Annotated in this window: 22 protein-coding genes and 1 pseudogene; 11 read left to right on the forward strand and 12 right to left on the reverse strand. The window is 66.6% G+C overall.

All coding sequences use genetic code 11. The annotated features are described in order from the left end of the window. The first annotated feature begins 55 nt into the window (after positions 1–55). Positions 56–420 (forward strand): annotated as a pseudogene (locus tag ACO1P8_RS11385) (type II toxin-antitoxin system RelE/ParE family toxin). After that, positions 413–739 carry an XRE family transcriptional regulator gene (locus tag ACO1P8_RS11390; RefSeq protein ID WP_094839625.1) on the forward strand — a complete coding sequence of 109 codons (327 nt, stop codon included), beginning with the start codon at positions 413–415 and terminating at the stop codon, positions 737–739. The pseudogene ACO1P8_RS11385 and the gene ACO1P8_RS11390 overlap by 8 nt, the downstream one beginning before the upstream one ends. A gap of 99 nt (positions 740–838) precedes the next feature. Here the strand turns inward: ACO1P8_RS11390 and ACO1P8_RS11395 are convergent, their stop codons facing one another. Then, positions 839–1,612 carry an IclR family transcriptional regulator domain-containing protein gene (locus ACO1P8_RS11395; RefSeq protein ID WP_486295997.1) on the reverse strand — a complete coding sequence of 258 codons (774 nt, stop codon included), beginning with the start codon at positions 1,610–1,612 and terminating at the stop codon, positions 839–841. Positions 1,613–1,784: 172 nt separating this feature from the next. Between ACO1P8_RS11395 and ACO1P8_RS11400 the strand changes: the two genes are divergently transcribed. From ACO1P8_RS11400 to ACO1P8_RS11425, 6 genes are all read left to right on the forward strand, one after another. Next, positions 1,785–2,258, forward strand: coding sequence for a MaoC family dehydratase (locus ACO1P8_RS11400; RefSeq protein WP_486295998.1), 474 nt, complete (start codon positions 1,785–1,787; stop codon positions 2,256–2,258). Positions 2,259–2,268: 10 nt separating this feature from the next. After that, positions 2,269–2,703 carry a MaoC family dehydratase gene (locus ACO1P8_RS11405; RefSeq protein ID WP_486295999.1) on the forward strand — a complete coding sequence of 145 codons (435 nt, stop codon included), beginning with the start codon at positions 2,269–2,271 and terminating at the stop codon, positions 2,701–2,703. A 166-nt stretch (positions 2,704–2,869) separates the two neighbouring features. Further along, entirely contained in the window at positions 2,870–3,856 is a 987-nt protein-coding gene (locus ACO1P8_RS11410) for a Bug family tripartite tricarboxylate transporter substrate binding protein (RefSeq protein ID WP_486296000.1), read from the forward strand. A 7-nt stretch (positions 3,857–3,863) separates the two neighbouring features. Continuing rightward, complete coding sequence (locus ACO1P8_RS11415) at positions 3,864–5,129, forward strand: CaiB/BaiF CoA transferase family protein (protein ID WP_486296001.1); 1,266 nt, start codon at positions 3,864–3,866, stop codon at positions 5,127–5,129. 31 nt (positions 5,130–5,160) lie between these two features. Beyond that, positions 5,161–5,535: a Zn-ribbon domain-containing OB-fold protein gene (locus ACO1P8_RS11420; protein WP_486296002.1), complete on the forward strand. Its 375-nt coding sequence runs from the start codon at positions 5,161–5,163 to the stop codon at positions 5,533–5,535. Continuing rightward, a complete protein-coding gene (locus ACO1P8_RS11425) occupies positions 5,532–6,743 on the forward strand; it encodes an acetyl-CoA acetyltransferase (RefSeq protein WP_486296003.1) in 1,212 nt (403 codons plus the stop codon). The genes ACO1P8_RS11420 and ACO1P8_RS11425 overlap by 4 nt, the downstream gene beginning before the upstream one ends. A 50-nt stretch (positions 6,744–6,793) precedes the next feature. On the opposite strand, the gene ACO1P8_RS11430 is transcribed toward ACO1P8_RS11425, so the two are convergent. The 7 genes from ACO1P8_RS11430 to ACO1P8_RS11460 all read right to left on the reverse strand — a co-directional run bounded on the left by ACO1P8_RS11430 (position 6,794) and on the right by ACO1P8_RS11460 (position 14,663). Then, positions 6,794–7,858, reverse strand: a complete 1,065-nt coding sequence (locus tag ACO1P8_RS11430; protein WP_486296004.1) for an ABC transporter substrate-binding protein — start codon at positions 7,856–7,858, stop codon at positions 6,794–6,796. 82 nt (positions 7,859–7,940) lie between these two features. Further along, positions 7,941–9,044, reverse strand: a complete 1,104-nt coding sequence (locus ACO1P8_RS11435; protein WP_486296005.1) for a GTP-binding protein — start codon at positions 9,042–9,044, stop codon at positions 7,941–7,943. Further along, positions 9,022–10,635, reverse strand: coding sequence for an amidohydrolase family protein (locus ACO1P8_RS11440; protein WP_486296006.1), 1,614 nt, complete (start codon positions 10,633–10,635; stop codon positions 9,022–9,024). Before ACO1P8_RS11440 ends, ACO1P8_RS11435 begins: the two co-directional genes overlap by 23 nt. A gap of 3 nt (positions 10,636–10,638) precedes the next feature. Continuing rightward, positions 10,639–11,886, reverse strand: coding sequence for a metal-dependent hydrolase family protein (locus ACO1P8_RS11445; protein ID WP_486296007.1), 1,248 nt, complete (start codon positions 11,884–11,886; stop codon positions 10,639–10,641). A gap of 27 nt (positions 11,887–11,913) precedes the next feature. Further along, positions 11,914–12,813, reverse strand: a complete 900-nt coding sequence (locus ACO1P8_RS11450; protein WP_486296008.1) for an ABC transporter permease — start codon at positions 12,811–12,813, stop codon at positions 11,914–11,916. Positions 12,814–12,823: 10 nt separating this feature from the next. Further along, on the reverse strand, positions 12,824–13,900 hold the full coding sequence (locus tag ACO1P8_RS11455; RefSeq protein WP_486296009.1) for an ABC transporter ATP-binding protein: 1,077 nt from the start codon (positions 13,898–13,900) through the stop codon (positions 12,824–12,826). 4 nt (positions 13,901–13,904) lie between these two features. Continuing rightward, entirely contained in the window at positions 13,905–14,663 is a 759-nt protein-coding gene (locus tag ACO1P8_RS11460) for an ABC transporter permease (protein ID WP_486296060.1), read from the reverse strand. A gap of 554 nt (positions 14,664–15,217) precedes the next feature. Here ACO1P8_RS11460 and ACO1P8_RS11465 point away from each other — a divergent pair. Genes ACO1P8_RS11465 through ACO1P8_RS11475 form a run of 3 tightly spaced genes read left to right on the forward strand, consistent with a single transcriptional unit; the run spans position 15,218 to position 18,283 of the window. Further along, the gene (locus tag ACO1P8_RS11465) at positions 15,218–16,372 is read left to right on the forward strand and encodes a COG1470 family protein (protein WP_486296010.1); all 1,155 of its coding nucleotides are present in this window, start codon (positions 15,218–15,220) and stop codon (positions 16,370–16,372) included. Beyond that, complete coding sequence (locus ACO1P8_RS11470) at positions 16,369–17,331, forward strand: ABC transporter ATP-binding protein (protein WP_486296011.1); 963 nt, start codon at positions 16,369–16,371, stop codon at positions 17,329–17,331. The genes ACO1P8_RS11465 and ACO1P8_RS11470 overlap by 4 nt, the downstream gene beginning before the upstream one ends. Next, positions 17,318–18,283 carry an ABC transporter permease gene (locus ACO1P8_RS11475; protein ID WP_486296012.1) on the forward strand — a complete coding sequence of 322 codons (966 nt, stop codon included), beginning with the start codon at positions 17,318–17,320 and terminating at the stop codon, positions 18,281–18,283. Before ACO1P8_RS11470 ends, ACO1P8_RS11475 begins: the two co-directional genes overlap by 14 nt. Before the next feature lie 628 nt (positions 18,284–18,911). Here ACO1P8_RS11475 and ACO1P8_RS11480 read toward each other — a convergent pair. The 4 genes from ACO1P8_RS11480 to ACO1P8_RS11495 all read right to left on the reverse strand — a co-directional run bounded on the left by ACO1P8_RS11480 (position 18,912) and on the right by ACO1P8_RS11495 (position 23,691). Further along, positions 18,912–20,261, reverse strand: coding sequence for an FAD-binding oxidoreductase (locus tag ACO1P8_RS11480; protein WP_486296013.1), 1,350 nt, complete (start codon positions 20,259–20,261; stop codon positions 18,912–18,914). Continuing rightward, complete coding sequence (locus ACO1P8_RS11485; protein ID WP_486296014.1) at positions 20,251–21,468, reverse strand: class I SAM-dependent methyltransferase; 1,218 nt, start codon at positions 21,466–21,468, stop codon at positions 20,251–20,253. Before ACO1P8_RS11485 ends, ACO1P8_RS11480 begins: the two co-directional genes overlap by 11 nt. Before the next feature lie 147 nt (positions 21,469–21,615). After that, entirely contained in the window at positions 21,616–22,950 is a 1,335-nt protein-coding gene (locus ACO1P8_RS11490; protein WP_486296015.1) for an NAD(P)/FAD-dependent oxidoreductase, read from the reverse strand. A 9-nt stretch (positions 22,951–22,959) separates the two neighbouring features. Further along, positions 22,960–23,691, reverse strand: coding sequence for an amino acid ABC transporter ATP-binding protein (locus ACO1P8_RS11495; RefSeq protein WP_094839605.1), 732 nt, complete (start codon positions 23,689–23,691; stop codon positions 22,960–22,962). Between the last annotated feature and the right edge of the window lies 1 nt (position 23,692).

Genomic DNA, 23,692 nt, shown 5'->3' on the forward strand with positions numbered 1-23,692 from the left:
AGCTTGGACGCCACCCATATTCCCTTGACAGAATATTCCCTTGAAGGAATATTTGATGCCATGGGCAGTTGAATATACAGACCAATTCGGCGAATGGTGGTCTTCACTAGACGAGGCCGAGCGAGAATCGTTGGACGCGAGTGTCGAGTTGCTCATAGCGAACGGACCGTTATTGGGATTCCCGCACAGCCGTGGAATAAAGGGCTCTAAACATCGCCATATGCGAGAACTGCGAACCCAGCATGCAGGCCGTTCCTTTAGAACGCTGTACGCTTTCGATCCTAGACGATGCGCGATCTGCTTATTGGGGCAGATAAGACTGGAGATGACCGGTGGTATGAAACCCATATCCCGGTTGCCGATCGCCTATACGATGAACATCTAAGGCAGCTAATTCGAGAAGGGCTTATCGATGGCTAATAAATATTCGATCCTACGGGAAACGATGTCCCCGGAATCGCGGGCACGTGCGAAGGCCAAGGCGGATGCAATGTTGGCGGAAATGCCTTTGCACGAACTGCGTCAGGCGCGCGGCTTATCACAGAAGATGCTCGCCGAATTGCTTCATGTCCAACAGCCTTCCATCGCGAAGCTCGAAAAACGCACCGATATGTATATCTCTACGCTGCGCAGCCATATCGAGGCCATGGGCGGACAGCTTGAGGTCATCGCGCGCTTCCCGGACGGCTCGGTAAGGATCAGCAACTTCGCGGAGCTTGATGAAAACGTCGCGGCATGAAGTCAGCGGCCCTCGTCGTCCACCGCTGCCGGGACGGCGCGCTCCGACTTTGGCGACGTAACGCTGCTGATACGAGCCTTTTCCCACCGACGTACCGGCCTACCGCAAGCCCACCATCGTGGCGCGCAGCTGCGACGCGGTCTGCCGCAGGGGCTGCAGGAATTCCGCCACCGCCGCTTCTTCCTGGTAGGCGCCCGCCGTCAGGCTGACGTTGATGGCCGCGACGATCGCGCCGTCCTGGTCGCGCACCGGCACCGCCATCCCGGCGATGGATTCATCCAGTTCGCTGTCCACCCAGGCGTAGCCCTGCTCGCGCGCCAGCAAAATGGCCTGCCGCAAGCGATCGCGGTCCACCACGGTGGCCGGGGTCAGCTTTTTCAGCCTGGCCGTTTCCAGGTAAGTGTCCAGCGCGGCATCGTCCAGGCCGGACAGCAGGACGCGCCCCATGGACACCGCATGCGCCGGAAGACGGCTGCCCAGCGAAGGGCTCATGGGCAGGATGCGCTTGGTATGCAGGCGCTGCACATAGACGATGTCTTCTTCGTCCAGCACCGATACCGCGCACGATTGCCCGATGCGCGCGCCCAGTTCTTCCAGCGCCAGCTGCGACTGCCGCCAGAAAGGCAGCGTGTACAGATAGGACAACCCCAGTCGCAGCACCTTGGGCGTCAGCCAGTAATGCTTGCCGTCGGTCTTCACGAACGACAGCTCGATCAGCGTCATCAGGAAGCGGCGCACCGCCGTACGCGGCAGCTCCACCGCCGCGGCGACGTCGGCCAGCGTCTGGCGGGCCTCGCCCTGACCCATCGCCTCGATGATCTTGAGTCCGCGCGCGAAGGTGCGGACGAAGGTTTCGCTTTCCGGCGTTGCCATGAGTGCTCCCGTGCACCGGGGCGCGCGGGCTTGACACGTGCGCCCTGGCTGGCCACAATGACCGTATAGCGGATGACAATATCCGCTTAGCGGTCATTATAAGCAAGGCGACCGCGCTGCGCAAGTCCGGGCCCGGCGATGCGCGCCCACCCCAACCCGCCCTGGAAAGGCCATGACACAAACGACATTCGAGACAGATTTCTGGAAAGACGCCGCCGCGCGCAAAATCTGGGACGACATCGTCCCCGGCGAACCGCGCAAAACCATCCCGTACACCCTGACGCTGGAAGCCATCCAGAAATACTGCCGCGTCGTGGGCGACATGCACCCGCTGTACTTCGACGAGGCCTACGCGAAGAAATCACCCTACAAGGGCCTGATCGCGCCGCCCGCCATCCACATCCTGCTGATGTTCGCGTGCACGCCGACCGACGACTGGATGCGCAGCCCGGGCACGGTCAACGCCGGCCAATCCTGGAGCTATAACCTGCCCGCCCGGCCGGGCGACGTCATCCGCCTGGAGGCTCGCGCGCTGGACAAGTTCATCCGCAAGGACCGCCTGTTCGTCGTGCACGACAACGTCTTCTTCAACCAGAACGACGAAGTGATCTGCTCCGGCCGCGGCTGGACCATCCGCCCCATGTAAGGAGACAACGATGACCCACGTATTCGACACGCTCGCGGCCGGCCACAAAATCGGGGGCCAGCCCTTCACGCCCACGCGCGAATCCATCCGCGCGTTCTGCGAGGCCTCGCTGGACTACAACCCCCTGCACTGGGACGACAACTACATGCAGGGCAGTTTCGGCAAGACCAATTTCGGCGGCATCATCATGCACGGCATGAACAATTTCGGCGTGATCACGCGCATGCTGACGGACTGGCTGCACGAGCACGGCGGCACGCAGCGCCGCCTGGAAACGCGCTGGAAAGCACCCGTGAAGCCGGGCGATACCATCACGCCCCAGGCCGTCGTCACCGCCACGCGCAAGACGGAGAAAAGCCGTTGGGCCACGCTGGATGTGCAGGTGCTGAACCAGCGCGGCGAAACCGTGGCGGTGGGTGAAGCCATGGTGGAATTCCCGCACTGAGGTTAGCCGGCACCCCGGCGGCACGTTTTCGTGCCTGGCAACGGTACGGGGTCTATCCGAACCGCGGCAATGCACGAACAGGTACCAGGCTTGAAAGCCAACCGGTACCGGAAGTTGCAGTACCAGAAGCACGAGCAATACACGAGGACCAACGAGGAGACACAAAATGAAGACATGGTTGCGCAACGCGGCCGCCCTGTTGCTGGGCGCTGCGAGCGTGGGGCCCCTGGCGGCCGCCGCGCAGACTTTCCCCGATCACGCCGTACGCATCGTCGTGCCCTTCCCGCCCGGCGGCACCACGGACATCCTGGCGCGCATGCTGGGCAACGCGCTGGGCGCGGAATGGAAACAGCCGGTGGTGATCGAAAACAAGCCGGGCGCCAGCGGCACCATCTTCTCCGAACAGCTGGCCCGCACGCCGGCCGACGGCTATACCCTGATGGTGACGGCCACGCATCACGTCATCAATCCGGCGCTGTACAAGAACCTGCGCTACGACAGCAGAACCGACTTCACTCCCATCGCGCAGGTGGCGGCCGTGCCCAACGTGCTGGTGGTCAACACCGAATTCGCCAAACGCAACCACATCGACACCGTGGCGGACCTGGTCGCCTATGCCAGGGCCAATCCCGGCAAAGTCAATTTCGGGTCGGCGGGCACCGGCGGCGCCAACCATCTGTCCGGCGAACTGTTCAAGTCGATGACGGGCGTGAAGATGGTTCATATCCCTTACAAGGGCGCGGCCCCCGCGCTGAACGACCTGCTGGGAGGACAGATTCCCGTCATGTTCGATTCGGTGCCGGGCGTGCTGCAACACATCAAAGCCGGCAAGCTGCGCGCGCTTGGCGTGACCTCGCTGACGCGCTCGCCCGCGCTGCCGGACGTGCCGACGCTGGACGAAGCCGGCATCAAGGGATTCGAGGCCACCGCCTGGTTCGGGCTGTACGCGCCCGGGCATATGGATCCCAAGCTCGCCGCCAGGCTGTCGCAGGATGTGCTGGCCGCGCTGCGCTCGCCGTCCATCCAGGAACAGTTCGCGCAGCAGGGCGCCGCGCCCGGCACCATGACGCAGCCGCAGTTCGCGCGCTTCGTCGACACGGAAATGGACAAGTGGGCCAAGGTCATCCACGACGCCCACATCACTATCCAATAGAGGCAGCATGACCGCAACAACCGCAGACAAGGCGCCGGTGCGCGGCGCGCTCTCGCACATCCGGGTCCTGGACCTGTCGCGCATCCTGGCCGGCCCCTGGTGCACGCAGAACCTGGCCGACCTGGGCGCCGACGTCATCAAGGTCGAGCGGCCGGGCACCGGCGACGACACGCGTGCCTGGGGCCCGCCCTGGATACGCGACGGCGCCGGCCAGGACACGCGCGACTCCACCTACTACGCGGCCGCCAACCGCGGCAAGAAGTCCGTCACGCTGGATATCTCCACGCCGCAGGGCCAGCGCATCGCACGCGAACTGGCGGCGAAGAGCGATGTGGTCATCGAGAACTACAAGCTCGGCGACCTCAAGCGCTACGGCCTGGACTACGACAGCCTGCGGGCCGTCAATCCGCGCCTGGTGTATTGCTCCATCACCGGCTACGGCCAGGACGGGCCCAGCGCCAGCAAGCCGGGCTACGACTTCGTCTTCCAGGCCACCGGCGGGCTGATGAGCATCACCGGGGAACGCGACGACCTGCCCGGCGGCGGGCCGCAGAAGGCCGGCATCGCGATCGCCGACGTCATCACGGGCATGTACGCCACCATCGCCATCCTGGCGGCGCTGAACCATCGCGAGGTCTCGGGCCGGGGACAGTACATCGACATGGCGCTGCTCGATTGCATCGTCGCCCTCGGCGGCAACCAGATCACCGGGTATTTCGTCAACGGCAAAGCGCCCCGGCGCTACGGCAATGCGCACGCCAGCCTGGTCCCCTACCAGGTATTCGCCGTGGCCGACGGCGAAATCGTCGTCGCGGTGGGCAACGACGACCAGTGGCAGCGCTACTGCGCGGCCATCGAACGGCCGGACCTGGCGGCCGATCCGCGCTGGCACAAGGTCACCGGCCGCATCGAGGGCCGCGACGCGCTGGTCCCGCTGCTCGCGCGCGCCATGCTGGAGCGCCCGGCGGCGGACTGGCTGCAGCGCCTGGAGGCGCACGGCGTTCCCTGCGGCCGCATCAACGATTACGAACAGGTCTTCCAGGATCCGCAGGTCATGCATCGCGGACTGCGCGTGGACATCCCGCGCCCCGCCGGCGCCGACATCGATGGCATGGTGTCGACCATCGCGAGCCCGCTGCGGCTGCGCGATACGCCGCCCCGCTACGACCTGCCGCCGCCGCGCCTGGGCGACAGCACGGACGCGGTGCTCGCCGATGTACTGGGCTACAGCGCCGAATGCATCGCCGAACTGCGCGGGCAGCGCATCGTCTGATCCGACCCGTTCCGACAGCACGGAGCCTTCCATGCATGAATCCCCCCTGGCGACCTACCGTCGCCATCTATCGGCGGGCCAGCTCGCCTATCAATACGATCCGGTGGCGCGCCGCGCCGTCTTCCCGCCGCGCGTCGCGGCCCCGCAGACCGGCGCCACGGAACTGGAATGGCGCATCAGCGCGGGACTGGGTACGGTGCACGCCGTTACGGTCGTGCACCCGCGCGATCAGGCCCCGTACAACGTAGTCCTGGTGGACATGGACGAAGGCTTTCGCCTGATGAGCCGGGTCGAGGGAGATCCGGCGCGGCCGCCGCGCATCGGCATGCGGGTCAAGGCGCGCGCCTGCCTCGCGCCGGACGGTGGCGATCCCTATCCCGTATTCGACGCCCTGGAGGCCGCATGAACACCATCGCAAGCCGGCCTGCGATACCGTCGCCGACGATCGCCGGCGACGCATCCTCGCCGCTGAAACGCGGTGCCGTCGCCATCGTGGGCGCAGCCGAATCCGACCTGGGCAAGGTCGCGCCCGGCCTCGGCCCCATCGACCTCATGGCCCAGGCCGCGACGCGCGCCCTGGGCGATTGCGGTCTGTCGCTGCGCGACGTCGACGGCGTCTTCGCCACCACGTCGCAAAGCCGCATGCCCACGCTGGCGCTATGCGAATACCTGGGCATCCAGCCGCGCCATCACGATGCCACGAACATGGGCGGCGCCTCCTTCATGACCATGGTCGCGCGCGCCCAGGCCGCCATCGAAGCGGGCCTGTGCGAAGTCGCGGTCATCGCCTACGGCAGCACCCAGCGCAGCATGGGGCGCGCCAATGTCGCGGCGCCGGATATCAATCCCCACGAAGCCCCCTACCGGCCGCTGTACACGGCCAGCTCCTATGCGCTGGCCGCCTCGCGCCATATGCACGAGTACGGCACCACGCGGCGGCAACTGGCGGAAATCGCCGTGGCCGCCCGGCAATGGGCCTTGCGCAACCCGGCGGCATGGGAGAAAAAGCCCCTGGCCATCGAAGACGTACTGGCCTCGCCCATGATCAGCGAACCGCTGACCTTGCGCGATTGCTGCCTCGTCACCGACGGCGGCGGTGCGCTGGTCGTCACCAGCGCCGCGCGTGCGCGCGACCTGCGCCGTCCGCCGGCCTACGTGCTGGGCGTGGGCGAAGCGATCGGACATTATTCGATCTCGGCCATGCCGGACCTGACGACCACCGCCGCCACGCGATCCGGTGCCCTGGCCTACCGCATGGCCGGCCTGTCCGCCCGGGAAATGGACGTGGCGCAGCTGTACGACGCCTTCACCATTACGACGCTGCTGTTCCTGGAGGACCTGGGTTTCTGCCCCAAGGGCGAAGGCGGCCGCTTCGTGCAAGACGGCCGCATCGCGCCGGGCGGCGAGCTGCCCGTCAATACCAGCGGCGGCGGCCTGTCCTATTGCCATCCCGGGATGTACGGCATCTTCGCGCTGATCGAAGCGGTCCGCCAGCTGCGCGGCGAATGCGGCGAGCGCCAGGTGCCCGCGTGCAATACCGCGCTCGCCCACGGCAACGGCGGCACGCTATCCAGCCAGAGCACCGTCATCCTGGGGAATGCGCAGGCGCTCTGACATGGCCGCCGCAGCCGATGCGGCGGCCATTTGCCGGCGTACGGCGCGCTTTACAGCGCGCCCTTGAACGACTTCGTCCAGTAGTCCAGGAACTCCGGCTTGCCGGTCACGAGCTTGTCCAGGTCATAGGGATACACGCGCTTCAGCTCGACGTCGGTAAAGCCGACGCGCTGTTGCAGGTCGGGCGGCAGCGGCGCGTTATGGACGGTGGGCGCGTAGCCCATCGCCCGCGCGAAATGCACCTGGCCCTCCGGCTCCAGCAACGCGTTCATATACGCCCACGCCGCGTCGGGATTGCGCGCGTTCTTGGGGACCGCGCCTTCGAAAGTCACCGGTATCGTGCCTTCCTTCGGGATCACGAAACCCAGCGGCAGGCCGGCATCCCGCCACTGCAGCGCGCGCGCCTTCCACATGCAGGCCATCCAGATCTCGCCGGATTTGAACGCCGTGGCCACCGCCTCGTTGGACGGATACACGCGCGGCTTGTTCTTCACCAGTTCCTGCAGGAACTTCTTGCCCGGCTCGAAGCTTTCGAAGCGGCCACCGCTCTGCCCGGCGCCGACGAACAAACCGTTGTATAGGTAAAGGATGTCCGAAAAGCCGACCCGCCCCTTGTATTTCGGATCCAGCATGACTTGAACGGAATCCGGCGGCGAGGAAAAGTGCTCGGTGTTGTAGACCAGCGTCATCGCGCTGAAGATGTGCGGGATGGAATACGGGGTCTTGAACTGGTCGTACACGTTTGCCAGGTTGGGCATCGCGGCCTGGTGTTCCTGGATCGGCGCCAGTGCGCCGGAACGCGACGCATCGTACATATCGACTTCGCCCAGCAAGGCCACATCCATGCTGCCGCGCCGCGAATTGCGCTCGGACCGCAGCTTGGTCAGCCGCGGCACCGCGTTGCCGGTATCGAACACCACATCGATATCCTGTTTGGCGACCAGCGGCGATATGTATTGCTGGAGCAGGTTCTGGTAATCGCCTCCCCAGGTTCCCACCACGACCTCCTTGCCGGCCGCGCGGGCCAGGCCTGGCATCAGCGGCAGCGCGGGCGCCAGCGCCAGGCCGCCGGCGGTCTTCAGGAAGCGGCGGCGCCGCGGATTCTCATGGTTCATAGGACGACCCCCAATCCGGAAAGTTAGGTTGACGAGACAGAAGGAAAAACAGCACACGCTTCACGCGTGGAGCAGGAAAACATCATGCACAGGCCTCCAGCACGACGGGCGAGGCGGGCGGCAGGTCGCGCAGCGCCGCGGCATCCAGGTCGCGCGTAATGACGATCAGCACATCTTCGCGCGGCGACAGGGAAGCCATGCGGCGGGGCATGCCGAAGGTGGTGCCCACGCTCTGGATCAGCACCGGTTCGGCGCAATCCGTGACGCGCAGCAAGGCCTTCAAGCGCAACAACCGGTCGCCGCACAGTCCCGCCAGGTCGTCCAGCCAGGCGGCGAACGCCGGCCATGCCATGGGCTGGCGCACCGTGCCGCGCCATACATGGATGCGCGGATGGCGCAGCGATCCTTCGCGGGCGCGAGCGGCTGCGCCGGCAGCCGACAGCGCGCCAAGCGCCATGTCCACGGCCGACGCGCCCGGCAAGGGCGCGAAGGCGCGCTCGACCGCCACGGCGCGATCGCTTTCGGCGACGATCTCCGCCAGCGGATTCAAGGCGCGGGCGCGCCGCGCGTGCAGCGCGAGGGCCGCGGCCGGGTCGTCGGCGCTTTCTTCCGCCGCGGGTCCGCCGCGTGCCGAACCGGCGACCGCGGCCCCGGCGACGCCATCGCCGCCCCCGGCCGGCCGCGCCGCCAGGTCCGTCTTCGTCAACACGATGCGCTGCGCGGCCGCGAACTGCGCGGCGGCCTCTTCGAACTGTTCGTCGCCCAGCGGACCGCGCGCGCAGTCATAGGCGGTCACGACGGACAGCCGCAGGTGATGCGAGGCCAGTTCCGGATCGGCCAGCGAGGCGATGATGGGCCCGGGCCGCGACAAACCGCTGGTTTCCAGGATGATGCGCGCGAGCGGCCTGCCGTCGGGACGCGGCGCGTTCAGCAGCGCGTTCACCGTATCCACCAGGCCGCTGCGCAGCGAGCAGCAGACGCAGCCGTTGGCCAGCAGGGTCATGGGCACCCCGCCGCCGCCGTCGGCCACGATGGCGCCGTCCACGCCGATCTCGCCCACCTCGTTGACGATCACCCCGGTGTCGCCGGCATCCGCGCGCCGCAGGAAATCCACCAGCAGCGTCGTCTTGCCGCTGCCCAGGAAGCCGGACAGCACGATCAGGTCAACGGGCGTGGGGCGGTCCATCGGGGTCTCCTTCCCAGCTGTCCTTGACCAGGGCACGCACGTCGGCCAGCAACTGCTCCGTGTCGTACACCACGCCGCCCTTGACGGTATGCCGCAGCGACCGCTTCCATTCCACCTTGCCGGTCTCGTCGTTCAGGCGCATGGCGCCCGTGCCGTACAGCAGCTTGAAATCCTCCAGCGGATTCTGGTCGTGCACCAGCAGGTCCGCGCGCTTGCCGACATCCACCGAGCCGGTATCGTCGCCCACGCCCAGCAGATCCGCGCCCAGCGAAGTGGCCGCGCGCAGTACTTCCAGCGGATGGAAGCCCGCTTCCTGCAAAAGCTCCAGCTCGCGCACGAAGCCGAAGCCGTAGATCTGGAAGATGAATCCGGAATCGCTGCCCGCGCACACGCGGCCGCCCAGGTTCTTGTACTCGTTGATGAACTGCATCCACAGGCGGTAGTTCTGCTTCCACTCGATCTCGTTGGTGGTGCTCCAGCGGTACCAGTAGGCGCCGTGTCCGCCGCGCTGCGGCTGGAAGTACTTCCAGATGGCGTTCCAGGTGTAGTCGTCGTGCCAGTCGGCGCGGCGCGCGCGCATCAGGTCGCGATTGGCGTCATAGATATTGAACGTCGGTACGAAGGTGTGGTCCAGTTCCAGGAAGCGGTCCATGACCTCGCGCCACTTCGCGCTGCCGGGCTGGGCGGCCTGCATGAAGGTCTGGCCGGCCAGGGCGAAGCGGAAATACTCGTCGCCATAGTTGTAATCGGTGGGGAAATCCTGCACCACCCGATTCTCGAACAGCGCCTCGGGCAGGCCGTAGTAGTGTTCGGAACTGGTCAGCCCCCATTGCGCGGATTTCAGCGCGTTCACGCGGGTCACCGCCATCTGCGCGTGGTGGCAGCCGGACCGCAGGCCGACCTTGGCGGCCTCGTCCAGCGCGGCCTGCATGATGGCGGGCGGCGCGCCGAAGAACTTGATCCCGTCGGCGCCGCGCGCCTTGATCTTGCGCACCCATTCGCGCCCCTGTTCCGGCGTATGGATGGTCTTGACGCGGTCGTTCACGGCAGGGAAAACCACATGCGCCAGGATGCGCGGCGCGGCAATCTCGTTGCGCTCGGATTTCTCTTTCTGGTCCAGGTTCCACCCCAGGCCGTTCATCGAACCCATCTCGCGCACCGTGGTCACGCCATGCGCCAGCCACAGCTTGTAGATGTAGTCGGCCGGCGGCGCGACGCCGCTCATGGTGTGATACGGCGTACCGATGTGCGCGTGCGAATCGACGAAACCCGGCGTGACGAACTTGCCGTGGCAATCCACCTCGTGGTCGCCGGCCGGCGGGCGGCGCGCGGGGTTGATCGGCTTGTGCGGCGTGCCCACCGGCACCAGGGCGGCGATGCGGTCGTTTTCCACCACGATGTCGACCGGGCCCCATGGCGGCGCACCGGTGCCGTCGATAATGGTCGCGCCGCGCAGCACCAGCCGCTTGAAGGGACCGTCGCCGCGGTCGCGCGCGGTGGCCGCCGACGGCGGATGCCAGCCCTTGGCCGCGTTCAGCGCGCGCGATTCCTCGCCGACGTCCACACCGGCATAGGGATTGTCGATAGCCATCGCTCAGGCCTCCATCGCGTCGTGGAAGATTTTCCCGTCCTTCATGACGAACGGAATATGGTCGCCCTGGCCCAGCAGGCAGGAGACGTCCTTGTACGGGTTGCCGTCCACCACCAGGACGTCGGCGATCGCCCCGGGCACGATGCGGCCCAGGCGATTGTCCATGCGCAGGACTTCGGCGGCGACGCTGGTCGCGCTCTGGATGACTTCATGCGGCGTCAGCACTTGCGCGCGCAGGCGGAATTCGTCGCTCTGCAACCGCTGCGACGGCCCCAGCAGATCCGATCCGAAACCCATCTTCACACCGGCCCGCCTGTAGATCTCCAGCGAGTGCAGGCCCGCCGTGCGCACCGTGGCGATCTTGGCGACGCTGTCGGGCGGCAGGCCGTAGTCGGCGCCTTCGTTGGCCAGCGCCTCGTAGGTAACCAGGGTGGGCACCACATAGGCGCCATGCGTGGCCATCACGGCGGCCGTGTCGTCGTCGATCAGGTTGCCATGCTCGATGGTGCGCACGCCGCATTTCACCGCGCGGCCGATGGCCTGCGCCGTGTATGCGTGCGCCAGCACGTAGGTCTGCCGGCCGCGCGCCTCTTCCACAATGGCGCGGATCTCGTCTTCCGAATAGCCGAACGAGGCGATCGGGTCCGTGGGCGACGCCACGCCGCCCGACGCCATGATCTTGATCTGGTCCGCGCCCATCTGCAGTTCCTGCCGCACCGCCTTGCGCACATCGTCGACACCGTCGGCCACGAGGCCGATGTCGCCGGCGCGGAAGCAGCAGCCGCAGAAGCTCATGGGGCGCAGATGGTCCGAGCGCGGGCGCGGGTCGCCGTGCCCGCCGGTCTGGCTGATGGCGCGCCCGGAAATGAACAGCCGCGGCCCGACCACCGTCCCTTCCTCCACCGCGCACTTCAGGCCCCACCCCGCCCCGCCGGCGTCGCGCACCGTCGTGAAACCCCGCCGCAGCATCGCCGCCATGATGGGCACGGAACGCATCATCACCAGCGCGTCCGGCAGCATGCCCTGCGTGCTCAGGTTCAGCTGCGTCGCCATGACATGCGCGTGCAGGTCGATCAGGCCCGGCATCAGCGTGCGCCCGCGCACGTCGATCGCGCGCGCGGACTGCGCGCCGATCGGCCGGTCCGAGACCTCCTTGATCGCGCCGTCTTCCACCAGCACGTGCATGCCTTCGCGCAGTTCCGGGACATCCGGATCCAGCAGGTTGGCGTTCTTGAACAGAAAAGCGGTCATATCGGGCTCCGTGCGGAGGATAAGATGTCAGGACGCCATGGTTTTCACATAGCGGCGATGGATCAGCCAGTTCGACAGCAAGGCAATCAGCAGGGTGGCGCAGACCAGGATCAGCGCCATCGCCGATCCGAAAGGCCAGTTCGATGCCCGCGTGATCTGGTCGTACAGGGCCGGCGCCATCATGGTCAGGCCGGTACCGCCCAGCAGCACCGGGGTCGCATAGGCGTTCATGCACAGGATGAAGACGAGCATGGTGCCGGCGGCAACGCCGGGCGCGGCGATGGGCAGTACCACGCGGCGAAAGGTCGTGAAGAAGCCCGCGCCCAGGTTGCGCGCCGCCTCCTCCACCGAGAAATCCATGCCCTCCAGGACGCTTTGCAGCGTCAGGATCAGGTACGGCATGACCACGGCCGTGGTGCCGACGACCACGGCCGTCGGTGTGTACATCAGTTGCAGGGAACGGTCGATCAGGCCCAGGCCCTTCAGCACGGCATTGACGATGCCGGCGTTGCCCAGTATCACCATCCAGCCGGCCGCGCGCACCACGCTGCCCACCATCAGGGGGAACACCAGCAGGATGACGAACAGGCTCTTGTGGCGGCTGTCCGTCCGCGCCAGGAAATAGGCGACGGGAAAGCCCAGGACCAGCGCCAGCACCGTACACAGCGCGGCCACACCGACCGTGGTCAGGAACACACCGCGATAGTAGGGATCGGCGAAGAACTTCGCGTAGTTCTCCAGCGTGAACGCCGCCTGCATCATATCGGCGGGATCGAAGTGATTGAAGCTGTAGCGCACCAGCTGCAACAGCGGGACGACGATGATCAGCAGCACCACCAGGGATGCCGGGAACGCCAGCCCGGCGCCCAGGCGCGCGGGCCGCGCGGCGGTGGAAACGGGCGCCGTAGCGCTGGCCGATGAACTCATGACCGCCGCCTCAATCCGCGAACATCACGCAATCCGCCGGCTCGAAGCAGGCATACACCCGCGCGCCGGCCTGCGGCGGCCGGCCGTGCGGAACGCCATCGGCATCCGCCGACCGGCTGAAGTCGTTGGACAACTGGCTGACGATGGCCTCGCCGCTTTCGAGCTTGACGCGCACCTCGAGCTGGGCGCCCAGGTACACCGTGGATTCCACCGTGCCGGCCAGCGCGTTGACGCCGCCGGGTTGCGCGGCCAGGCGCACCCGTTCGGGCCGCACGCCCACATGACGGGCGCCGGACATCCCGCCATCGACACGGATGCGCGCGCCCTGCTCGCTGCCGAACACGCCGTCCTCGGCCAGGCTGCCGCGGAAGAAATTCATCTTGCCCAGGAAGTCCGCCACGAAGCGATTCGCGGGCCGGTCGTACAAGGTATCCGGCGCACCCACCTGCTGCACCTTGCCGTCATGCATGATGGCCATGCGGTCGGCCACGGCCAGCGCTTCCTCCTGGTCGTGCGTCACGAAAACCGTGGTCAGGCCCAGCCGCTGCTGCAGCGCGCGGATCTCCTCGCGCACTTCCAGCCGCAACTTGGCGTCCAGGTTGGACAGCGGCTCGTCCAGCAGGAACACCTTGGGCTGAATGGCCAGGGCCCGTGCGATCGCCACCCGCTGCTGTTGCCCGCCCGACAGCTGGCGCGGATAGCGGTCGCGCAAGGCCGTCATGCGCACCATATCGAGCACCTCGCGGATGCGCCCATCGCGCTGGGCCACGGGCATCTTGTGCATCTCCAGGCCGAAAGCGACGTTCTGCGCCACCGTCATGTGCGGGAACAAGGCATAGCGCTGGAACACCATGCCGGTATCCCGCTTGTGCACCGGCAGGTCCGTCACATCCATGCCGCCGATGCGGATGGTACCCGCCGAGGGCGCCAGGAAGCCGGCGATCATGCGCAGGGTGGTCGTCTTGCCGCAGCCGCTGGGGCCCAGGAAAGCGACCAGTTCGCCATCGGCGATTTCCAGCGAAAAGTCGGCCACCGCGACCGAGCCGCCGAACTGCTTGTGCAGATTTTCCAAAGACACCTTGGCCATGTGTTCACACTACCTGGCTGAGTTTGACGAAACGGTCGGTCACCAGCATGAGCAGCCCCAGCAGCACGATCTGCACGGACGACACCGCGGCAATGGTCGGGTCGAGATTGAATTCCAGGTACTGCATGATGGCGATCGGCAGCGTGGTATGGCCCGGCCCCACCAGCGACAGCGACAGTTCCAGGTTCTCGAACGACACGATGAAACTGAACAGTCCCGCGGCGACGATCGTGGGCCGCAGCATGGGCAGCGTGATGCGCAGGAAGGCCACCGGGCCGCTGGCGCCCAGGTTGCGCGCCGCCTCCTCGATGGAAGGATCCAGTCCCGCCATGCTGGCGGTGACCAGGCGCACCGTCCAGGGAATGGTCAGGCACACATGGGCGATCACCAGCCCGCCGTACGTGCCGACGATGTCGCGATCCAGCAGGTTTTCCGCGCGCAGATAGAACAGATAGATGGCGATGCCCGCCACGATGCCCGGCACCAGCAGCGGCGACAGCAGCATGGCATTCACCGGCCCCGCACCGGCGAAGCGGTAGCGCATCAGGCCAAGCGCCGCGGCCACGCCCAGCGCGACGCCGCACACGCCCGCCAGCAGCGCCACTTGCAGGCTGAAGACGAAGCCGTTGGCGAACGCATCGTTGGCCCAGGCCTTGACATACCACTGCAGCGTATAGCCGGAGGGAGGGAAGTAGAGAATCGCGTCCTTGAAGAAACTCAGCCACACCACGACGATCAGCGGGCACAGCATGAACAGGTACATCAGCGCGACAAAGGTCCGGTGCAGGAGCCGGGCCCACGGAAAGCGGTTGCGGCGCCCGGCCGCGGCGTGCCCCGCGTCCACGGCCGAAGTTGCTGTCGTAGCCAAAAAGCGTGTCCTCAATGCAGCTCGCGTCGAAGGCGGACAAAGTCTCGCGAAAAAAGCATCGACGGCGATGGTGGAACCCGCATCTTAGGAAGCTGGCCTGCCGGTTGGAATAATGGTTAACCTCAATAGCCGCGCGGTCACTACCTGGCACATGGACGCGGTGACACCCCCGGCCCGCGATCCTGAGGTTTTCCCTGAACCGGCACGGCCCGCTCCCCGTACGTAGCCTTCCGTAGCATTTAAGGAAGGAACTTCCCACCCCCGAAGACGGCCCCTTACATCGCGCGACGGGACGCGCCGGTCCGCGAACGAATAGCAAGTCAGGACAGGCGCGATCCCGCGCGGGTATCCGTGTTCGACCACGCCCGCGCACGCCGTCCTTTGCATTGCCGTTCATCCGGCAGGCAGGGAATGCGCGGGCTCTCTGCTCCAGACCGATTATGCGAAAAATGTTATCCCGTCTGGCCTGCGTGGCCGCCCTGCTGGTTTCCTTCGGCGCATTCGCCCAGAACGCGCGCGACATCAAGGGACTCTACCTACTGACCGACTATCCGGCCGTCACCGTGCAACCCGGCACGACCTCCACGATCGACCTGCGCCTGCGCAACTTCGGCTTGCCGCCAGCACGCCTGAACCTGCAGGTACAGGATGTCCCCAAGGGCTGGACCGCCACGCTGCTGGGCGGCGGCCAGCCGGTCGGCGCGGCGATGGCGATCGCGGACGATACCGTCTCGCTGCAACTGCGCCTGGCGGTGCCCGCCGACGCCGGCACCCAGCCCCACACCTTCACCGTCGTCGCGGACGGCAGCGGCCAGCACGTCACACTGCCGGTCGAGGTCATGCTCTCCAAACAGCTGCCCGCCAAGCTCACCCTCGACACTCCGCTGCCGTCGATCAAAGGCGGCGCGCACTCGTCCTTCGACTACCAGTTCACGGTGAAGAACGACAGCGGCAAGGATCTCAACGTCGCCCTCGACGCCAAGACACCGCAGTACTTCGACGCCACCTTCACCGAAGGCTACGGCAGCCAGCAGATCAGCACCCTGCCGATCAAGGCCGGCCAATCCAAGGACGTCAAGCTGAGCGTGCGGCCGCCGGGCAACGCCAAGCCGGGCGACTACCCCATCGGCGTCACCGCCTCGGCCGACGGCGTGCAGGCATCCAGCGCGCTGCAACTGCAGATCACCGGCCAGCCCGCCCTGCACATCGCGGGCCGCGACGGCCTGATGAGCGGCAGCGCCGAAGCCGGCAAAACCTCCACGCTGCCCGTCATCGTCGCCAATGACGGCGGCGCCGACGCCGATGCGGTGCAACTCAGCGCGCAGGCGCCCTCGGGATGGCGTGTCGACTTCGAACCCAAAACCATCCCCCACGTCGCCGCCGGACAGCAGGTCGAAGTCCAGGCGCACATCACCCCTTCGCCGCGCTCGCTGGCCGGCGACTATATGGCCACCCTGAACGCCAACGCCGGAAGCCAGAGCGCGACCGGAGAATTCCGGGTCACCGTTGCCACATCCAGCCTGTGGGGCATCATCGGCGCGGTCATCATCGCCGTGGCGCTGTTGATCCTGGTGGGCGCCGTCGCGAGGTTCGGACGGCGATGAACGGCGCAATCATCGAAGCCACGCGGCTGACCAAGCGCTATGGCGCCGCGGTGGCGGTCAACGACATTTCTTTCTCCGTCGGTGCCGGCGAAATCTTCGGCCTGCTCGGCCCCAACGGCGCTGGCAAAACCACCACCATCCTGATGCTCCTGGGCCTGACGGACCTCAGCGCCGGCCAGGTGCGCGTCATGGATCGCGACCCCCAGCGCGAACCCCTGGCCGTCAAGCGCCAGCTGGGCTACCTGCCCGACGCCGTCGGCTTCTACGACCAGCTATCGGCCCGCGACAACCTTGCCTATACCGCGCGCCTGCTCGGCCTGCCGGCCGGCGAGCGCGACAGGCGCATCGATGCCGCGCTCGCGCGCATGCGCCTGTCCGACGTCGCGGACCAGCGCGTCGCCACGTACTCGCGCGGCATGCGGCAGCGCCTGGGCCTGGCGGAAATCGTCGTCAAGCAGGCCCGCGTCGCCATCCTCGACGAACCCACCTCCGGGCTGGACCCGCAGGCCACCGAAGAATTCCTCGATCTGATCCGCTCGCTCAAAACCGACGGCGTCACCGTACTGCTCTCTTCACACCTGCTCGACCACATGCAGCGCGTCTGCGACCGCGTCGCCCTATTCCGCGGCGGACGCATCGCCCTCATGGGCACCGTGGCCGAACTCGCGCGGCAGGTACTGGGCGCCGGTGCGACGGTGGAAGTCGAAGCCGACGGACCGGCACTGCTGGAACACCTGTCTTCCGTACCCGGCGTCCAGGCCGTACAGGCCATCGCCCCCGATCGCTTCCGCCTCCTGGCCCAGGACGACGTCCGCGCCGACGCCGCCCGCGCCGTCGTGCAAGCCGGCGGCAACCTGCGCCGGCTCTCCGTGGACCTGCCCAGTCTGGACACCATCTACAACCGCTTCTTCCAGAACGAAGCCATGCAATCCGGGGAGGCCGCTCATGCGACAGCGTGAAGGTTCGCCGTGGACGGGAGTCGGCACCGTCGCCTTGAAAGAACTCGCCGACCATCTTTCCAGCGCCCGCATGCGGGTCCTGGAATGGCTCATCATCCTGACCGCCGCCGCGGCGCTGTACGGCGCCTTCACGCAAATACGCAGCACCACGGCGGAAGACCCCTTCGTCTTCCTGCGGCTATTCACCGTCGCGCGCGCGCCCATGCCATCGTTCGCCGCCATCCTGGGATTCCTCATCCCGCTGGTCGCGATCGGCCTGGGCTTCGACGCCATCAACGGCGAATACAGCAGACGCACCATGAGCCGCCTCCTCGCGCAGCCCATCTACCGGGATGCGCTCCTGCTCGGCAAATTCCTCGCCGGCCTGGGCACACTCGCCATCTGCCTGCTCTGCCTCTGGCTCCTCGTCATCGGCCTGGGCCTGCTCCTGCTCGGCGTGCCCCCCAGCGCTGCGGAAATCGCCCGCTCGCTCATCTTCCTGGCGCTCGCGCTGCTCTACGCCGGCGTCTGGCTGGCCGTATCGATGCTGCTATCGGTCATCTTCCGCTCGGCCGCGACATCGGCGCTCATCGCCCTGGGCCTCTGGCTATTCATGGCCCTGCTCTGGCCCATGCTCGCCCCCGCCATCGCCCAGGCCATCGCCCCGCCCAGCCTCGCATCCCAACTGCTGGGGCAGCCCGACCTGCACACCCTGCAATGGATACACGCCCTGCAGCGCCTATCGCCCACGCAGCTATTCAGCGAATCGGTCATCGGCGTCCTCAGCCCCATGACACGCACGCTGGGCCCCATCTTCCTGGACCAGCTGGAAGGCGCGGTCATGGGCACCCCCCTCGCGCTAAGCCAAAGCCTGGGCATCATCTGGCCCGAGGCAGTCGGCCTGATCGCCGCGGTCATCCTGCTCTTCGCGCTGGCATACGTAGCCTTCCAAAGACAGGAGGTCCGCGCCTGATCCCACAAACGCCACCGCCGCCGCAAGTAACGACGGCGGCGGTGGCGATGGCGATGGCGGCAGCGACAACGATGGCGGCAATGGCGGGCCAGTGGCAGTAGCAGTGGCAGCAGTGGCAGCAGTGGCAGCGGCGGCGGCAGAGGCAGACGACAACAGCAGCACCGCCCCCCCAAGCCGCCGCTCCCCAACCCACCACGTAGCTGCATCGAGGCCGCGCAGGGCGGCCTCGATGCAGCGGGCGCCAGCAAATCTTCCACCGGCAGCACCCACCACCCACGAAGCGCAAGAACCCAACTCTCGCCAGCGCCCGTAATTAAGGCAAACCGGAGTCCGGCGGGGGTGGTGCCTGTCGGGGCCAGCCCGTTGAGGCCGAGCGAGCGGAATCGAAGGAAGGCGAGGCGCGGACGCCCTCGCCAAGAACACGACACGCCACCGCCCGCCGGACGAGATCAGCGACGCGGTGCCCGGCGCCCGGGCGCCGGGACGGCCGATCGGGCTGGCCCCGACAGGCGCCACCCCCGCCGGACGGGATCAACAAGACATCGACCGACGGCAGCCATCAACGGACGGCATCAGCAAAATACCCACCAACAGCAACCATCAACAGACAGCACGAGCAAGAGCCCCCCTACCCCCTCCCCACACACTTCTCATAAAGCCCCAACATCTCCCCCCCCGGGTCATACCGCGCCTTCAACCCCGCATACGCCCCCATCCCATAAGCCCGCTCGAACTCCTCCCAAGTCATATAAACATCCGAATACAGCGACTTAATCCCCCCACACCGCAACACCTCCCGCTCGATCAGCCGGTTGTAATGCCCCGCCGGATGCGCGGCACGACTCTCCACCACATCCCAAAACCCGAAATTGACATAAAGCTCCCCCGGCCGCACCGGATACAGCGTAAAACTCCCCTGCGAACCCGGCACCCGAATCGGACACACCCAAATCGGCAGCACCCCGATCTCGCGCAGCAGGAACTCCAAAAACCGCCCCACCTCCCCGATCGGAACATCCACATCCTGGATCACCGACTCCGTATGCACCCCGCGCCATCGCGCCAGCCCGCGAGTCAGCCCCAACCGCGAATTCAAACGCATCAACCGCGTATACGTCCGCGAATTCAACCGCGATCGCCCATACAGCCGCCGCAGCAAAGGATGCTGCGCGCCCAAATTCTTCGAACACCAGAACCAATCCGTATCCCATCGCCAGAGATACCCGTAAGTACTCAGATAATCGACCCGCTTCTCCAACAGCGAGCGATAGTAAATATGCTCGTAGGTATAGTCGCTCACCCGCTCGGCGCGCGCCGCGAACCTGCCGGTACTCAGCACCAGCGTATCGCCGCCGAACACCACCCCATCGACGAAATCGGCATCGCCATCGCACGCCAGCGCTAACGCATCGAAAAACGCATCGGCCGATCCATAACGCGCATGCTCCACCCGCACATACGGCTGCACGGGTATTGTCCGCATCACCAGCCGCAGCGCATACCCCAGCGTCCCGTAGGAATTGGCGAACCCGTAGAACAGATCGCGGTGCTCGTTATAGGGCGTACACGTCACGACATCGCCGCGCGGCAGCAGCACATCCAGCGCCAGCATCGTGTCGTGCGCCAACCCATGGCGGAAAGACGTCGCCTCGATCCCAACGCCCGCCACCGCCCCGCCCACCGTAATCGTCTTCAACTGCGGCACCACCGCCGGCATCACCCCGTGCGGCAACGTCGCATCCACCAGCGTCTCGTACGTCGCCAGCCCCTCCACCTCTACCGTCCCGGCGGCGGCATCGACGCGGTTCACATGGGTGAACGCGCTCAGGTCCAGGCGGCGCTTCTCGCCTTCCGCCCGATCGCGAAACAGATTGGAGGTCCGCTTGGCCAGCCCCAGCGGCGCGCCCGCGCCATCCGGCGCGCGCCGCAGCGCCGCGCGCAATGCATCGAGGCGCCGGCCATAAGCGTCAACGGTCATACAGGTGCGCACGCGACATGGGATAGTTCGCCCGCGTAATGTTGCCCTTGCTGAAAACGATCTGGAACAAATGTGTATAACCCTTGGGCAGCCGGAACATCTCGGCGCAGCCGACCAGATAAGTCATCCAGATGCGCCGGAAACGCTCGTCGAAACGGCGGGTATCCGTCGCGCGTATGGCGTCCCAATTGCTTTCGAAGCGGCTTGCCCAGGCATCCAGCGTCGGCGCATAGTGCCGGCGCAGATTCTCGATATCCACCACCTCCAGCCCCGCCCGTTCCATCTCCACGATGACGTCGGCCAGACTGGGGATCCAGCCGCCCGGGAACACGTGCTTGCGAATGAAAAGCTCGGTCTCGAACCGGCCCACATGGCCGATGAAATGCAGCATCCCCAGCCCGCCCGGCTTCAGGAAATCCGCGTGCGCGCGCACCACATCGCGCAACTGGTCGCGTCCCGCGTGCTCCAGCACACCGATCGACACCACCTTGTCGTACTGCCCGTCGACCTCGCGGAAATCCGCCTCGCGTACCGCCAGCTGCCCGCCCAATTGCCGGCGGCCGATCTCCTCGCGCAGCCAGTCCACCTGCTCCGTGGTGGTATTCAGGCCCACGCCCGATGCCTGGTGATGCTCCGCCGCATGGAACATGAAACCGCCAAAGCCGCAGCCGATGTCGATGAAGCGGTCGCCCGGCGACAGCCGGATCTTGCGGCACACGTGTTCGACCTTGTTGCGCTGCGCCTGCTCCAGCGTGCGCGTATGTTCGTCCCAATAGCCGCAGGTGTACATCATCAGGGCCTCGTCCAGCCACGGCTTGTAGAACGGCGTGCCCAGTCCGTAATGGAAGCGCGCGTTCGCCTTGGCACGGCCGATGTCGCTGTTCGCATACCGCACTTCATGCAACCGGTTTTCGGCCATATTCAATAGCCTTGGGCGGGTATCGAAGCCGCCGGACATGGCGGCGGCCAGGGCGGCATCCAGCTTATCGACATCGACCTGCTGGTCGAAATACGCCTCCAGCAATCCCATATGACCGCGCATCGCGGTGGCCGCCAGGGCGGCGCGCGTATGGAACGTCAGGGTAAAAGCGGGATCGCCGGTGCCCATGGCGTGCCTGATGCCACCGGGCATCTGCACCGCGAAGGGCGAGCCGGCCAGCATGCTCAGGTTTTCCAATGCACCGTTTAGAGCGAGAGACAGCGCCATCCGGAAATCCCTTACCCGGCGTAGGCCCCCGGGCCGTCGGGTCATTAGTCCAGGAAACAACCTGAACAACTCTACCCGGCCGCGGCGAGACGGCAAACACCCCTCATGGGGGGTTTACGTACCACCTGGCTACAAGTCGCTACCAGTTCATACGCCGCCATCCGTCAGGCGATACCAGCTCACCACGGCGTTCACGTACAGGCGCCGCAGGCCGTAAAGGGGGAAGGGCCGGATCTCCGACAGCGGCACCGGCAGGGCGTTGGCATCGCCGGTCGCGACATAGTCCGCCATGGCCTTGCCCATCGCCGTCTGCAGGCCCACGCCGCGCCCCTGACAGCCGATGTCGATCAACAGGCCAGGCGCGGGCTCATGCAAATGGGGCAGATAGTCCCGCGTAATGGCAACGCGCCCGCACCAGCGGAATTCGAAAGGCACCCCGGCCACCTGGGGAAACATCTTCACCATCACACGCTCGAGATGGCGCCAGTCCGCCACGCCGCGCGGCTCCCGGAAAGGACCGCGGCCGCCCATCAGCAGGCGTCCCTGGTGATCCAGGCGGAAATACAGCAGCAGGTTGCGGGTGTCGGAACATACCTGGCCTTGCGGCAGGATGCCGGCGCGCACCGCGTCGGGCAGCGGACGCGTGGCGACCTGGAAGGTATTGGCATCGATGATGGAGGGTTTCAGGCCGGGCCACAGATCCGCGCCATAGGCGTTGGTGCACATCACCACGCGGTCGGCGGTGACGGTCGAGCCGGACGCCGTGGTGGCAATCCACTTGCCGCCGTCGCGCTTCAGGGCGACGACCGGGCTGCCGGTATGCACCCTCGCCCCCGCGTTCATCGCGGCGCGGGCCAGGCCGCGCACATAGCTCAGGGGCTGTATGGTGCCGGCGCGGCCGTCTATCCAACCGCCCAGATATTTGTCGGTGCCGAGCAGGGCGGCCACCTGGCCGCGGTCCAGCGGACGCGCGTCGACGCCGCGCCGGGCCCATTGCGCCGCCCGCCGGTGCGCGACCTCCAGCGCCTGGGGTGTATGCGCGCCCTGGATCCATCCCGCCCGCACGCGCGGCACATCCATGCCGTGGCGTTCGATCAGGTCGAAAACGACATCGGCAGTGCGTCCGGCGAAGTCGATGACCCGCTCGCCATGCTCGGGTCCATATCGCGACAGCAGCTCGTCCGGGTCGTATTTCAGGCCGGGGATGACCTGGCCGCCGTTGCGGCCCGAACCGCCGAAGCCTATCTCGCGGCCTTCCAGCACCACCGCCTGGATACCGCGCTCGGCCAGGTGCAGGGCGGTGCTCAGGCCGGCGTAGCCGCCGCCGATCACCGCCACGTCGGCACGCGCGGCGCCGGCCAGCGCATCGGTAGGGGGCGGCGCGCCGGCCGTCGCGGCCCACAGCGAAGGCGACAGGGGGAACGGTTCCTTCCCGCCGCGATACGGCGCGGCGGGGTTTCCCAGGAGAGCATCGTGCGACATGCGTAGTCCTTACATGGGATGCAGCACGCGCCGCAGGAAATCCTGCGTGCGCGGATGATTGGGGTGGTTCAGCACCTCGCGCGCGGCGCCCTGTTCCACCACCACGCCGGCGTCGAAGAACAACACGCGATCGGCCACTTCGCGGGCGAAGCTGATCTCGTGCGTGACGACGACCATGGTCATGCCGTCGTCCGCCAGCTTGCGCATGACACCCAGCACATCGCCCACCAGTTCGGGATCGAGCGCCGACGTCGGTTCGTCGAACAGGATCGCCTTGGGCTGCATCGCCAGCGCCCGCGCGATGGCCACGCGCTGCTGCTGTCCGCCCGACAGCTGCGGCGGGTGGGCGTGTTCCTTGTCCGCCAGCCCGACACTGGCCAGCAGCTCGCGGCCGCGCTCGGTGGCCTGTTTGCGCGGCTCTCCCTTGACGTAGATCGGCCCTTCGATCACGTTCTCCAGCGCCGTTCGATGCGGGAACAGATTGAAGCGCTGGAACACCATGGCTACCTGGGTGCGTATCGACACGATGGACGCCGCGTCGCAGTCCACCCGCTGGCCGTCGATCGAGATCTCGCCTTCCTCGTAGCGCTCCAGTCCGTTGATGCAGCGCAGGATGGTGGACTTGCCGGACCCGGACGGCCCGATCACGCACACCACTTCCCCCTTGCTGATCTCCGCGTCGATGCCCTTGAGCACCTCCAGGGCGCCGAAACGCTTATGTACGCCTCGCATCGTAATCATC

Source organism: Bordetella sp. (assembly GCF_057362025.1).